The sequence below is a fragment of the Bradyrhizobium sp. 62 genome, from assembly GCF_023073035.1.
Taxonomy (GTDB): domain Bacteria; phylum Pseudomonadota; class Alphaproteobacteria; order Rhizobiales; family Xanthobacteraceae; genus Bradyrhizobium.
The window spans coordinates 754,437-767,713 of sequence record NZ_JADPIT010000032.1 but is presented as its reverse complement, the minus strand read 5'-3'; the positions used below and the strand labels follow the sequence as shown (position 1 = coordinate 767,713).

11 protein-coding genes are annotated in these 13,277 nt (G+C 63.4%); 4 read left to right on the top strand and 7 right to left on the bottom strand.

All coding sequences use genetic code 11. From position 1 onward, the window contains the following. Positions 1 to 58: 58 nt before the first annotated feature. Positions 59 to 832, bottom strand: a complete 774-nt coding sequence (locus tag IVB47_RS32975) for a hypothetical protein (protein ID WP_247467721.1) — start codon at positions 830 to 832, stop codon at positions 59 to 61. A 294-nt stretch (positions 833 to 1,126) separates the two neighbouring features. Here IVB47_RS32975 and IVB47_RS32970 point away from each other — a divergent pair, with 294 nt between their 5' ends. Both IVB47_RS32970 and IVB47_RS32965 read left to right on the top strand, forming a co-directional pair. Beyond that, positions 1,127 to 2,158: an ABC transporter substrate-binding protein gene (locus IVB47_RS32970; protein WP_247467718.1), complete on the top strand. Its 1,032-nt coding sequence runs from the start codon at positions 1,127 to 1,129 to the stop codon at positions 2,156 to 2,158. Beyond that, positions 2,155 to 4,830: a hybrid sensor histidine kinase/response regulator gene (locus tag IVB47_RS32965; protein WP_247467715.1), complete on the top strand. Its 2,676-nt coding sequence runs from the start codon at positions 2,155 to 2,157 to the stop codon at positions 4,828 to 4,830. Before IVB47_RS32970 ends, IVB47_RS32965 begins: the two co-directional genes overlap by 4 nt. A gap of 41 nt (positions 4,831 to 4,871) precedes the next feature. Here the strand turns inward: IVB47_RS32965 and IVB47_RS32960 are convergent, their stop codons facing one another. The 6 genes from IVB47_RS32960 to IVB47_RS32935 all read right to left on the bottom strand — a co-directional run bounded on the left by IVB47_RS32960 (position 4,872) and on the right by IVB47_RS32935 (position 11,452). Further along, positions 4,872 to 5,840, bottom strand: coding sequence for a LysR family transcriptional regulator (locus tag IVB47_RS32960; RefSeq protein WP_247467713.1), 969 nt, complete (start codon positions 5,838 to 5,840; stop codon positions 4,872 to 4,874). Positions 5,841 to 5,884: 44 nt separating this feature from the next. Beyond that, positions 5,885 to 7,558: a carbon-nitrogen hydrolase family protein gene (locus IVB47_RS32955; RefSeq protein WP_247433151.1), complete on the bottom strand. Its 1,674-nt coding sequence runs from the start codon at positions 7,556 to 7,558 to the stop codon at positions 5,885 to 5,887. Between the two features lie 31 nt (positions 7,559 to 7,589). Then, a complete protein-coding gene (locus tag IVB47_RS32950) occupies positions 7,590 to 8,426 on the bottom strand; it encodes an ABC transporter ATP-binding protein (protein WP_247467710.1) in 837 nt (278 codons plus the stop codon). Positions 8,427 to 8,438: 12 nt separating this feature from the next. Then, the gene (locus IVB47_RS32945; RefSeq protein ID WP_247467708.1) at positions 8,439 to 9,434 is read right to left on the bottom strand and encodes an ABC transporter substrate-binding protein; all 996 of its coding nucleotides are present in this window, start codon (positions 9,432 to 9,434) and stop codon (positions 8,439 to 8,441) included. Positions 9,435 to 9,462: 28 nt separating this feature from the next. Next, complete coding sequence (locus IVB47_RS32940; RefSeq protein WP_027569218.1) at positions 9,463 to 10,248, bottom strand: ABC transporter permease subunit; 786 nt, start codon at positions 10,246 to 10,248, stop codon at positions 9,463 to 9,465. Between the two features lie 271 nt (positions 10,249 to 10,519). Further along, positions 10,520 to 11,452 (bottom strand): LysR family transcriptional regulator, encoded by a 933-nt coding sequence (locus IVB47_RS32935; RefSeq protein ID WP_247467705.1) that lies wholly within the window; start codon positions 11,450 to 11,452, stop codon positions 10,520 to 10,522. A gap of 129 nt (positions 11,453 to 11,581) precedes the next feature. On the opposite strand from IVB47_RS32935, the gene IVB47_RS32930 reads away from it, so the two are divergent. Next, positions 11,582 to 12,520, top strand: coding sequence for a ring-cleaving dioxygenase (locus IVB47_RS32930; protein ID WP_247467702.1), 939 nt, complete (start codon positions 11,582 to 11,584; stop codon positions 12,518 to 12,520). Next, positions 12,517 to 13,143 (top strand): alpha/beta hydrolase, encoded by a 627-nt coding sequence (locus IVB47_RS32925; RefSeq protein ID WP_247467699.1) that lies wholly within the window; start codon positions 12,517 to 12,519, stop codon positions 13,141 to 13,143. The genes IVB47_RS32930 and IVB47_RS32925 overlap by 4 nt, the downstream gene beginning before the upstream one ends. Positions 13,144 to 13,277 lie beyond the last annotated feature (134 nt).

Genomic DNA, 13,277 nt, shown 5'->3' with positions numbered 1-13,277 from the left:
TTCATCGGCACTGGGGCCGATCCACAACCGGGTGGGAGAATGTCGTGGCAGCGCCGCATCAGAACTGGCCGGGCGGCAGCTTGAAGATGTCGGGGCTCTTGGCGTCGGCCACGTAGAACAGCAGCAGGCTGGTCGGCGTCAGCACTCGCTGGTTGTTGTCCTTGTTCTCGAACGTGCCCTGGAGAAGCAAAATGACCGAGCGGTCCTTGGCGTCGCTGCCGCGGAACATCACGATGCCGCCGTTGACGGGCATGTTGACCGCGATGGAGTCGGGCTTGAAGCCCTCGCTGAGGAAATGGGCGCGCAGGATGTTGGCGTTGGAGAACAGCTTCTCCGGCGTGATCGCCGCGTCGGTGCCCTTCGACCAGACCGCGCCGACCTGGATCAGAGACTTCGACTTGTAGCCGAACACGTAGGAGAGTTCCGCGGTGCCGCCGTTCGGCAGCAGCTCGGGCGCCGAATAGAGCAGGCTGTGCGTCAGCTCGGATGCATTGTCCTGCGCCCTGGCGGCGTCGGGCTTCGCGCCGAAATCCTTGGCTATCGCCGCGCGCACGTCGGCCTCGTTCATCCCGAACTTGGCCGAGCGGAAGCCGTCGATCGCCTTGGAGTCGATCGCCTTGGACTTGTCGTCCGGGGCCGCTGTCTCGGCCGCGGCCGCCGACGTCGCGCCGGCAGCGACCGGCGTCCCGGCTGCTGCGGGAGCCGCACCGGCGGCGGCTCTCGGTGCCGTCGCAGCTTTCTGCTTTGGCACGGCGCCCTGGGCCGCAAGGGGGCCCGCTGCAACGGAGGTGAGCAGGCCGACGAGGGCCGGAACGAGATAGATCTTGCGCATCGAAAACCTTCGAAAAAAATTTGAAACAACGCTTCAAAAATCAGCAGCTACGAAATCGGCCTCCCCGAACCGTCATCACGACCGAGACGGAAAATGTTGCAACGCCGCAGTGCGTTACAAGGTGTCACGGAGGAGGCAAGGTTCGAACAGCGACTCTTTGGCGGCGTAGGAATACGGTATCGGGCTGCCAAACGCTGCGAATGAGCAGTCACAAACGCAATTTTTCATCAATTGTGGATGCCGGCCGTTCGCGCTAAGCATCGGCTTGGGGCAAAGCATCATGCAAAGACTTTCATGACCGAACGGCCTTCCGCGCTCGCGGTCGATCGCCGCGGGTTCATTCGCCTTGCGGGCACAACCGCCGCAGGATGGCTGGCGCTCGGCGCAACATCTGATCGCGTGAGGATCGTGGCATCGCTGACGGCGTTGCCGCTCGACGACGAACTGACCAGAAGGAGCATGATCGACAGCCCGACCTCCCGCCTGGGCGGCCTCATCGTGGGCTTGAGGCAGCGAGGCTGGGTCGAAGGCGTCAATTTCCGCCTCGAACTCCGTTCGACCTTCGGCGCGCCGGACAGACTGAAAACCGCGGTCCAGGAATTGCTGGCGCTCAAGCCGGATGTGATCCTGACCGGCTCGACGGTCGAAACCGCAGCAGTCCTGGCGGCCACCAAGACCGTCCCGATCGTGTTCGCGACCGCCAACGATCCCGTCGGCAACGGCTTCGTCGAAAGCCTCGCCCATCCCGGCGGCAACGTGACCGGCTTCACCAACAGCAGCGCCGAGATGGGCGGCAAATGGCTTCAGCTCATCCGGGAGGCGGTGCCGGATCTTGCGCGCGTCGGTATCCTGTACAACCCGGCGACCACGCCTCGCGGCGGCCGCTTCTTCCTCGATTCCATCGAGCAAGAGGCAGCACTGGCCGGCGTGTCCGTGGTCCCCGCCCCCGTCAGCGCGCCAACCGAGATCGACGAAGCCGTCAGGCCCTTCTCCGAACCGCCCAGGGCGGCGATGATTGCGCTGGTCGACAGCTTCCTGGTGGTCCACCGGCAGGCTGCGGTGGCCGCGGCGGCCAAATATCGCGTGCCCACGATTTACCCGTTCTATTATTTCATGGATGCGGGCGGCCTGATGAGCTACGGGCCGACGCTCGAAGTGCGCTCGGCTGACTATGTCGATCTCATCCTGCGCGGCACCAAGGCCGGCGATCTGCCGGTACAATCGCCGCGGAAATACGAACTCCTGATCAACCGCACGGTTGCCCGCACGCTGGATTTGACCATACCATTCACGCTGCTTGCGCGCGCCGACGAGATCCGCGAGTGAACGAGACGATCGACCAGGGAGATTCGCGGCCACCTCCCGGCCGGCTGTTCCGCAAATATCTCTACTCGATCGTCGCGCTCGCTTTCGCCGCGCTCGCCATCAACACCGGCTTCGACGTCTGGTTCTCCTATCGCGAGCAGAAACAGCTACTCGCGGCGACCCAGCGCGAGCAGGCAGCAAGCGCCGCCATCCAGATCGGCCAGTTCATTGGTCAGATCGAAAACCAGATCAGATGGCTCTCGCGCCTGCCGCCGGAGCTGTCCACGAACGAGGACCAGCGGCTGAACGCCATCCGCCTCCTGCGCCTCTCGCCGGCGATCGCGGAAATCGCCGAGCTCGACGCCCAAGGCCGCGAGCAGGTGCGCGTGTCGCGCCGTGTCGCGGACAGGATCGGCAGCAAGGCCGACCTCTCTGCTTCGCATGCCTTCCGCGGCGCCAATGAAAGCCGCGCCTATTACGGGCCGGTCTATTTCCTCGGCGACACCGAACCGTTCATGACGCTCGCCACGCGCGGAACCGGCCTGACGCCCGATGTGATTGTCGCCGAAGTCAATCTTCGCTTCATCTGGGACCTCGTCGCCGGGATCAGGGTGGGCAACACCGGCAAGGCCTATGTGGTCGATCGGATGGGGTTGCTGATCGCGCATCCCGATTTGTGGCCGGCACTGCGCCGCAGCGATCTCTCCGGCCATGCCGACGTCCGCGCCGCGCTCGATGGCGTCGGGCCGCCCTCCGGCGGCCTGGTCAAGGAGGATCTGTCCGGTCAACGCGTGCTCTCGACCTATGCTACGGTTCCCTCGCTGGGCTGGCTGGTATTCGTCGAGCTGCCGCTCACCGAGGCCTATGCGCCGATCTATGCGTCGATCGGACGCTCGACTTTTCTCCTGGTCATCCTGCTGGCATGTGCGGTGCTGGTCTCTCTCTTTCTGAGCCGGCGCATGACCGTGCCGATCCAGATCCTGACGCAGGGCGCGCGGCGGATCGGCAGCGGCGACCTCGGCCTGCGGCTCGCGATCAAGACCGGTGACGAGCTGGAGGCGCTCGGCGATCAGTTCAACCGGATGGCCGCTCACTTGCGCGAATCCTATGCGACGCTCGAGCGCAAAGTGATCGAGCGCACCTCCGAACTGGAAAAGACCCGCGACCAGGCCCTTGCCGAGCACGATGCCGCCGAGCGCGCGCGCAGCGCGGCGGTGGCGGCCAACGAGACCAAATCGCGTTTTCTCGCGGTCGTCAGCCACGAGCTGCGCACGCCGCTGAACGGCGTCATGGGGGTGCTGCAACTGCTCGACGACGGCCGCCTCGGCGAAGCGCAGCGGCGCCACCTCACCACCGCGGCCGCGTCGGGCGAAACGCTGATCGCGCTGGTCGACGGCATCCTCGAATATGCGCGCCTGGAGGCCAGCGCCGAGACTCTGGAGACCCGCGATTTCCGCCTCGACCAGCTCGTCGAAACGACGGCCGATCTGATGCGTCCGCAGGCCTCTCACAAGGGTCTCTCCTTCGATCTCGCCTGCGATGCGACGATCAATACCTCCGTGCACGGCGATCCGGTGCGTCTCAATCGCATTCTGCTCAATCTGATCGGCAACGCGATCAAGTTCACCCCGCGCGGCGGCATCGGCTTGAGCGCGGCCGCCGAGGCACATGACGATCATGTCCTGCTGCGCATCACCGTTCGCGATACCGGCATCGGCATCGCGCCCGACATGCACGAGCGGATTTTCGAGGATTTCGTCCAGGCCGACGACAGCATCGCGCGGCGGTTCGGCGGCACCGGCCTGGGCCTGGCGATCGCGCGGCGCCTGACCCGCCTGATGCGCGGCGAGTTGACGGTGGCGAGCACGCCGGGTACGGGCAGCTCGTTCATGCTTGAGGTACCGCTTGGCCTCGCCACGACCGACATCGTGCAAGGCGCGGTTCAGCCGCCATCGCGGCAGCTTCGCGTGCTGCTTGTCGACGACGACCCCGTCAATTGCGAGGTCGGCGAAGCGATGTTGAAGAGGCTCGGCCACCACGCCACCATCGCCACGAACGGCGCGTCGGCCATCACACTCGCCCGCGATCAAGCCTTCGACATCATTCTGATGGATCTGCACATGCCCGATATGGACGGCGTCGAGGCGGCATCGCGGATTCGAACGCTCGGTCTGCCGACCATGCCGCGCATCATCGCGGTAACCGCCGACATGTCGCGCCGCGCTCGCGAGCGGCTCGCGGGCGCAGGCATTGCCAGGATCGTCAGCAAGCCGATCCTGATCAATGCGCTGCGCGAGGCGATCGAGGACGATGCCCAGAACCACAAAGCCGCGCCGCAGCTCGCGGCAGGCGCCTTGATCGACCGGCATTTCCTCGATGACCAGAAGGAGCTGCTGGGCGCAGCGCAGATCGCAAGACTCCACGACCTACTGGAAGAGACCAGCGAAAAGCTGATCGAGGACATCACCAGGGCTGCGGCGACTGGCGATCCCACGCAGCTCGCACGCTGCGCACACCAACTCGGTAGCGGCGCGAGTGCGCTCGGCCTGGTCCGCCTGTTTGAATTTTGCCGTGAGGTCGAGCTGGCAGCAGCCTCGATGTCCTCTCCCGAATCCCAGAGCGCCGCCCGCGAGCTCGCCGTGCTTCGAGAGGCCTCGATGAGCGCGCTGGACGATCTGCTCCGGCCGGCCTAACAGCGTTCGGTCACTAGCGCTTCGGGCAACGGGCCTTATGCCTAGGCGTGATGGCTCGCCGACATCAGGAAATCGACATCTGCCGCGACGCGTTTCTCGAGGAACCCCATCAAAGCCTTGATGCGGGAGATGTGCAGCAGGTCCTCGTGGACGGATAACCAGATGTCGCGGACGGAAAAATAGCTGGGCAGGATCGGGTGCAGATCCTTGTTGTGGGCGGCTACGTAGGACGGCAGCATGGCGATGCCGAGCCCGTTCGATGCGGCCACATATTGTGAGACCAGGCTGGTACTGCGGAAGACGACGTGGGCCGGCCGCAGGATGTCGGACAGCCAGCGGTTCTCCTTGATGTGGATGTGCTCGTCAATGAAATCGACGAAGTCGTGATTGTCGAGGTCCTTCAGGTCGGAAGGTGCCTGTGCGCGATGCAGGTAACCGCTGGAAGCGTAGAGAAAGCTCCTGAACTCGCCGATCTTCTTCACCGAGAGTCGCCTTCCCTTTGGCTTGAAGAAGCTGATGAAGATGTCGGCCTCGCGCCGCGTCATATCGAGGAGGCGGGTATCGGTGATTAACTCGACCTGGATCGAGGGCCACGCCTTGTTGAAGGCGGCCATGCATCTCGTCAGGTACATGCTGCCGATGCCTTCCATGGCCGCAATTCGCACTGCTCCGGCGGCGTCCGCGTTCTCGGAACCGACCACGGTCTCGATGATGGCGTTGGCGTTGTTCTCCATGCCTTCGGCAAACTGGAGCAGCCGCACACCCGCTTCGGTCAGGGCGAAGCCTGCCTTGCTGCGCTTGAACAGCGTGGTGTTGAGGCTGCGTTCGAGTTCTCTCACCCGACGGCTGACGGTCGTGTGGTCGACCTTCAACTTCTGGCCCGCGCGAACGAGATTGCGGGTGCGCGCAACCTCCAGGAAGAAGATGACGTCGTCCCAATTGTAACGCAGAGTTCGCGCAGCCTTTGCCACCTCGGCCGTCCTGATATTCCCGTTCGCGAGCTTTGGCATCTAACACTCGCCACTTTCGGGCATATCGGCCGGTACCGCAACCGTCAGGCGGCGATGATCGGGGCGTAGGTCTCGACCAGCCGGTTCGCGAACATGTCGACCTTCGGGATCATCAGCTTCTGCCGGCAGACCGCGAGATCGATGTGCTTGGGCATGACAGCGCCGAGCTTGAGAACGCGCGGCGCTACGACGTTGATGTCCCAGAGCGGAAATCCCGTCGGCGGGATCACGAGGCTGCCGCCCGGATAGGGCGAATCGACGCGGTTCGCCAGCACCACCGCTACGCGATTGTCCTCGGCCCTCGGAACGGCCAGCAGTTCGCGTTCGAACGGCTCGCGCAGCGAGGCTGGCCACAAGATGATATCGGCAGCCGCGATGCCGAGGCAGCGCGAGACCTCCGGGAATACCGCGTCATAGCCGGACATGATGCCGATGCGGCCGAATGGCGTCTCGAACACCGGATATTCATCGCCCGCCCTTGCCCATTTCCGCTCCTCGGCTGTCAGATGGGTCTTGCGGTACTTCCCAGCGTCCTTCCCGTCCGGCCCGATCAGGAACGTCGTCACGTACAGTCCGGCTGCGGCGCGCTCCACCGTAGGGAGTGCGATCAGGCAGTGGTAGCGGGACGAGATCGCGGCCATCCTCGCCAGCAAAGTCGGCGTTTGATCGGCCAGCACCGCGGCCTCCGCCGCGTTCGGAATGGCGGTCGGACAGAATGCGTATTCCGGCAGCGTGAGGACCTTGATGCCGAGCTTGGCCGCGTGATCGACCATATCGAACACGTCTTCGGCCGGACTGTCCTTGGTGACGTGCATCTGCACGGCCGCGACCTTGGCAACGGATTTCGCCGGGATCAGCGGCTGCTCCGCGATCCTGTAGACCGGCGTCTTCTCATAAGGCAGCGCCATCAGGCCGTAAGTCTCGGGGCGGCGATCAGCGATCTTGTCGTTCGCCGAATAGATCGATTTGTCGTTCGCGGCGTCGAGATCGATATCGGCGACGGCCATACCGTGCGTATCGTACGGCACCTTCGACAGCACGCGTCCTTTGGGATCGACGATCATGCTGCCGCCGGGATAGTAGATCGACCGCTCATAGCCGGCCTTGGTGGCGGCCACGAGCCACAGGCCGTTCTCGTAGCTGCGCGCCGGGCCCCACATGTCCGCCTGGTCCATGCTGAAGAAATTCGCCATGTCGACGATTACTTCGGCACCCTGCAGCGCCATCGAGCGGAAGATCTCGGGAATGCGTCCGTCAAAGCAAATCAACAGGCCTATCTTTCCGAGGTCGGTATCCACCACCGGGCAGCCGCGCTCGCCGAACGCAAACCAATTCTGATCGTGCGTGGCAAGGAACTGCTTGTGGTAATGACAGACGGTCTCGCCGTTTCGGCCGAACATGATGCCGGTATTGAATATCTTCTCCTTGTCCGGATCCCACTCGGTGACGCCGCTGGCGATGTAGATGCGGTGCTTTTTGGCGAGCGCGGACAACGCCGTCACGAACGGGCCGTCCTTCATGGTCTCGGCGAGTTCACGGCAATGCTCGACCGAGTCGAAGAGGTAACCGGTGTCCATGCATTCGGGGAACACCACCAGCTCGGCTCCCTGCCTCACCGCATCCTCGACGTATTGCGTCGCCAACGCGATGTTGTGGTCAAAGTCTCCCAAGCGGGCGAGCGTCTGGACGGCGGCAGCGCGGAAACGGCGCTTCGTCATGTTGGTCTCCATCTTTCGAAGATTGATCGAATTAGTCCCGTTTGACTTCCCGCCAGAAGCGGTCAAGGCAATGGCGTTTCAGCTTGATGAATCCCTCGCCGGTGGTGACGTCGAGGTCGCGCGGCCAAGGCAGATCCACCGGAACAACTTCCGCCACTCGCGTCGGCCGACGCGTCAGCAGCACGACCTCGTCAGCGAGCTGTATGGCCTCCTCGAGATCGTGCGATACGAGCAGCATCGTCGTTTTCAGCTTCATAAAGATGTGCTGGAGCCGTTCGCGCATGAACAGCGTCATCTCGTAATCCAGCGCAGAGAAAGGCTCGTCGAGAAATAGCACCTCGGGTTCCGTCACCAGCGCGCGCAGGATCGAAACCGTCTGCTGCTGGCCTCCGGATAGCGTGTAGGGATAGGCGTTGAGGTCGAACGGCACGTCGAAATCGGCGAGCAGCTTTTCGACACGCTGGCGGCGCTCCTTGCGGTCCACCCCGATCACTTTCAGGGGATAATGGATGTTGTCGATCGCGCGCATCCAGGGAAACAGCGCCTCTCTGTAGTTCTGGAAGACGTACGATATCCTGGTGTCGCGGATGGTCTGGCCGTCGTAAAGCACCTCACCCGCGTCCATTGGCATCAGGCCGGAGATCATGTTGATGAGGGTGCTCTTGCCGCAGCCGTTCGGGCCGAATACCGAGATGAACTTTCCCATCGGAAGGTCGATCGAGAAGTCGTCGTAGATCGTCGTGCCCTGAAAGCTCTTGCTCAGTCCACGCACGGTCACATAGGCCTGCCGCGGTTTGCGCGACAGGACCGGCGACGGGCTCTCGGTTTCTGGCTGGCCCACGCTGCGGATCGCGGTCACTTTCCCCATCGGAATGTCCACTCAGTTTCCGAGATCGGACTTGGCAAGGATCTTGTCCTTGACGTTGATTGGGCCTGCCACCACGCTTTCCTTGATGAAGATGTCGACCAACGCCTGGTACGACCTCATGTCGGTCTCGTTGAGGTCCTTGAAACCGCGTAGAAGGGGCTGCGCCAGAAAGTCGAGCTGATCTTCCTTGGTGGGTGTGTATTTGGTGAGGATCGGCTTGTACTTTGCGAAATTGGCGTTGACGAGGTCGGTCGCCTCGTCGAGGACGGCCACCACCTTGCGCGCCGCGTCAGGCCGCTCTTTCAAGAACTTCGTGGTCATGAGCGAAGCTCCGGAATAGAACGGATCCGCAATCACGCGCGCGACCGGATTGGTCATGGCGCGGGCCGCCTTGCCCGAAGCGACGGCGATCGATCCGACCGGCTCGAGCGACAGCGTCGCATCGACCGTGCCGCCGACCACGGCAGGAATCTGCATGGCGACCGCGAGATCGACCAGCTTGACGTCGGTGTCGGGATCGAGGCCCGCCGATCGGACCATGTGGCGGGAGATGGTGCGCCACTGAATCCCCGGAACGTGACCGAGCGATTTCCCCTTCAAGTCGGCAAAGCTCTTGATCGGGCTGTCAGGCTTGACGATCAGGCCGTCATTGATGCGATCAACGGCGATGCCCCCGCCCTGCAGCCCGAACACCTTCAGCTTGCCGGGAAATTTGGCCTCCGCGATCATCGCGATGCCGGCCGCCGCGCCGGGCGGACCGAAGTCCGCGCGCTCCGCGATCAGCGCGTCGATGATCTGGTTCGGCGCTTCCATCTTGGTGGAAACAATCTCGATGCAGGCCTTCTCGAACAGCTTCTCTTCGAGCGCGACGTAATAGGCGGTGGTCTGCATGATCGGCAACCAGACCGCCGTCACCTTCTCGGTCTTTTCGCAGGCCGCATGTGCGCCGGTCACGCCGAGCAGGAACGTGGAAGCTGCGAATGCTCCAAGGAATCTCTTCATCTGCATGATGGCCTCTTCGTTTTGATTAGGCGGTCTATTTGCCGGACCAGTGAATGAGCGAACGTTCGATCGTCAGAAGCACGAGGTTGAGCCCGTATCCCATCGCGCCTGCGATCAGAATGGAGCCGTACATGTCGGTGAGCGAGTACGAAATCTGCGCGTCGATGATGCGGTGACCGATGCCATCGGTCGCGCCTATGAACATCTCGGCGACGATAATCACGACCAGCGCAAGCGACACCGCGGTACGCAGGCCGATGAAGGTCTGCGGCAAGGTTTCGTAGAAGATAACGTCCTTGAAAATGCGGAGCGACGACGCCCCCATTGAGCGCGCTGCGAGGATGCGGGTCTGACGAGCATTCATCACGCCGTAGGCGACGTTGAAGATAATAACGAGCCAGGCGGCGAAAGCGGCGACTGCAATCTTGGCAAAATCGCCAAGGCCGAAGAGCAGCAGGAACAGCGGAAACAATGCGGTCGCCGGCGTGGAGCGGAAGAAGTCCACCAGGAATTCGACTGAACGATAGATCGCGGCCCTGGCACCGAGTACGATACCGATGGGGACACCGGCAACCACGGCGATCAGGGTCGAATAGCCGACGCGCGCGATGGTGTGGACGAAATCGCCGGTCATCTTGCCGGCGGCGATGCTGGCCGCGGTGTCGCGCAGCGTGTCGACCGGCGACGGCAGCAGATCCTTGTTGACCAGCTGCCCCTTGAACGCGATCCACCACAACGCGAACAGCAGCAGCGGCCCGATCGCGAGTTCGATGGCGCGCTTCACCTTTGGATTCGATATCGCTTCATTGATCAATTGCATCGGCATCCTCGTGGTCTTCGCGCCTCGCTGCGTGCCTCCCGCCGTGAGCACGAGAAGTGTTGGCTTCGGGAGCCCGAAAGAAAATGGCGAGATGTGCAATCAATCGTGCAGGAATGCATATTGAAATCAATCATTTGGCTGATTGATTTGCAGGCTTGCAGCGCTCAACACTTAGGCAAACTGAGCCTTTTTGCCCAATCTAGTGGCAGATATTGAAGGCGATGGGCCCACCGGCCGATCTCCTCTCCACCAAGCTCCAGCGGCCTTCATCTCATCGACCGGTTGATCGCTCAGTGCGTCTGCGCGCATCAGGTTCGTTTTCCCGGCCAAAACGCTCCACCAGAAAATCGATGAACAGCCGCACCTTCACCGACAGATGCCGGGTCGGCGGATAGACCGCGTAGAGCGCGAGCGGCGGCGCGGAATAATCGTTCAGCACCGTTCGCAGTTCGCCTTTCCTCAAGGCGTCGGCGGCGATGAACTCCGGGAGCAGCGCGAGCCCCCTGCCCTTGATCGCGACATCACGCAGCACTTCGGCATTGTTGACGCAGAGCGACCAGGCCGGCTGGATCCAGTGATCGCCGTCGGTGCCGGTGAGCTTCCACTGATTGCCCGTCAGCAGGAAGCCGTAGGTCAGCGAGGCGTGGCCGCGCAGGTCCTGCGGATGTTTCGGTGTGCCGTGACGTGCGAGATAATCAGGTGAAGCGCAGATCATGCGTGCCACCGGCATGATTTTTCGCGCGATCAAACTCGATGATTCCAATTCCGCGATCCGCAAGGTCACGTCAAAACCGTCCTGGACGGGATCGAGCAGATCGTCGCTGAGCACGAGCTGGAGCTGCAGCTCCGGATATCGCGCCATGAAATCGGCGAGCACCGGCCCGAGCCGCAGGGTGCCGAACGACATCGGCGCGTTGACGCGCAACAGGCCGCGCGGCGCCGACTGGGCTTGCGCCGCGGCCTGGTCGGCCGCCTCGATCTCCGACAGGATCACGACCGCGCGCTCGAAATAGCGCTGGCCGTTCTCGGTCGGGCTCGCATGGCGCGTGGTCCGGTTCAGGAGTTGCACGCCGAGGCTTTCTTCGAGGTCGGCGATGTATTTGCTGATCGCCGAGCGTGACAGCCGCAACTGCCGGCCCGCCTCGGCAAAACTGCCGCTTTCGACCACCTTTACGAAGGCCCGGAGGCTGGCGACCTTATCCATGGGCTGGCGCCGGCGATTGTTTCCAAATCGTAGACATAGACGTCATATTTGCATGGATTGTCTCCAATCCAAAGCGGAACGATATTTCCGGTCAGAGCACGACCGCTCCCCGAGCTTTGGAGGACGACAATGTCTGGACTGCACCACGTGACCGCGATCGCCGGCGACCCGATCAGGAATTTCGGCTTCTACACCCGGGATCTCGGCCTGCGCTTCGTCAAGAAGACGGTCAATTTCGACGATCCCGGCACCTATCACTTCTACTATGGCGACGAGACCGGCCGCCCCGGCACCATCCTGACCTTCTTTCCCTGGGCCGGTGTGCCGGCCGGGCGGCGCGGCGTCGGCGAGACCCACCAGACCGCCTTCCGCGTGCCGCAACGCTCGCTCGGCTATTGGGCGCAGCGCTTCGTCGAGAAGGGCATCGCCTACGAGGCGCTGGAGAAGCGCTTTGGCGAATCCGTGCTGCCGTTCACAGACCCTGATGGCATGGCACTCGCGCTGGTCGGCATTCCCGGTGCCGAGAGCGAGCCCGGCTGGAGCAACGGCGACGTGCCGGCCGAGCATGCGATCCGCGGCTTCCACGGCGTGACCTTGCTGCTCGACAGCGCGGCAAAGACGGCTGCCGTCCTCACCGACGTGTTCGGCTTCAAGGAGACGGCGCGCGAAGGCTCCGTGATCCGCTTCAAGGCACCGGGCGATGTCGAAGGCAGCGTCGTCGACATCTACGAGGCCAAGGGCTTTTTGCGCGGGCACCAAGGTGGCGGCTCCGTGCATCACATCGCCTTCCGCGCGGCCGACGACGCCGAGCAAGGCAAGATGGCGCGAAGGCTTGTGAGCGATCACGGCCTGCACCCGACCGAGCAGCGGGACCGCAACTATTTCTGCTCGATCTACTTTCGCGAGCCTGGCGGCGTGCTGTTCGAGATCGCGACCGACATCCCCGGCTTCGCGGTCGACGAGCCCGTCGAGACGCTGGGACGTGACCTGAAGCTGCCGAGCTTCCTCGAAGCGCAGCGCAAGCAGATCGAAGGTGTTCTGCCGAATTTGGAAGAGAGGGTGTCGTGACCGAGAGTTCATTCGTCCATCGTTTGGAGCCCGCGACCGGCGCGGGCTCCCCTCCGCTCCTGCTGCTGCACGGCACCGGCGGCGACGAGAACGATCTGCTCGGGCTTGGCAAGATGGTCTCGCCCGGCTCGGCCCTGCTCTCGCCGCGGGGCCGCGTGCTCGAGCACGGCATGCCGCGTTTCTTCCGCCGCCTGGCCGAGGGCGTGTTCGACGAGGACGACGTGCGCCGCCGCGCGCACGAACTCGGCGGCTTCGTCGCGGAGGCGCGGCAGCGATATGGCCTCGCCGCGCCGGTCGCGGTCGGCTTCTCCAACGGCGCCAACATCGCAGCCGCGCTGTTGCTGCTGGAGCCGGACGTGCTGGCAGGCGCGATCCTGCTCCGCGCCATGGTGCCGCTGTCGGATCCGCCGAAGGCTGAGCTCGGCGGCAAGCCCGTCCTGCTTCTGTCAGGGCAGGCTGATCCGATCGTTCCGCCGAGCAATTCCGCGAAGCTAGCCTCGTTGTTGTCGGGAGCCGGAGCGCGGGTCGAACACAAGGTGTTGCCGGCGGGCCATCAATTGTCGCAAGCGGACGTGACGCTCGCCCGCGACTGGATCGGCAAACTCGCCGCCGAAGTCGCCTGATCCGGAAAAAGCGGCGCATCGTTTTCGAACGGTGCGCCGCGGCTTCATTCGAACCAGCCGCGCCGCTTGAACCAGATCAGCGGCAGCACGCCGCTGGCAATGATGGCGAGCCACGCCAGCGGATAGCCGAACGT

Excerpts from the sequence above, each read along its gene's own strand:
- IVB47_RS32930 (WP_247467702.1), top strand. The coding sequence starts at position 11,582 with ATGTCTGGACTGCACCACGTGACCGCGATCGCCGGCGACCCGATCAGG.
- IVB47_RS32970 (WP_247467718.1), top strand. The coding sequence starts at position 1,127 with ATGACCGAACGGCCTTCCGCGCTCGCGGTCGATCGCCGCGGGTTCATT.
- IVB47_RS32955 (WP_247433151.1), bottom strand. The coding sequence starts at position 7,558 with ATGACGAAGCGCCGTTTCCGCGCTGCCGCCGTCCAGACGCTCGCCCGC.
- IVB47_RS32935 (WP_247467705.1), bottom strand. The coding sequence starts at position 11,452 with ATGGATAAGGTCGCCAGCCTCCGGGCCTTCGTAAAGGTGGTCGAAAGC.
- IVB47_RS32950 (WP_247467710.1), bottom strand. The coding sequence starts at position 8,426 with ATGGGGAAAGTGACCGCGATCCGCAGCGTGGGCCAGCCAGAAACCGAG.
- IVB47_RS32960 (WP_247467713.1), bottom strand. The coding sequence starts at position 5,840 with ATGCCAAAGCTCGCGAACGGGAATATCAGGACGGCCGAGGTGGCAAAG.
- IVB47_RS32945 (WP_247467708.1), bottom strand. The coding sequence starts at position 9,434 with ATGCAGATGAAGAGATTCCTTGGAGCATTCGCAGCTTCCACGTTCCTG.
- IVB47_RS32940 (WP_027569218.1), bottom strand. The coding sequence starts at position 10,248 with ATGCAATTGATCAATGAAGCGATATCGAATCCAAAGGTGAAGCGCGCC.
- IVB47_RS32975 (WP_247467721.1), bottom strand. The coding sequence starts at position 832 with ATGCGCAAGATCTATCTCGTTCCGGCCCTCGTCGGCCTGCTCACCTCC.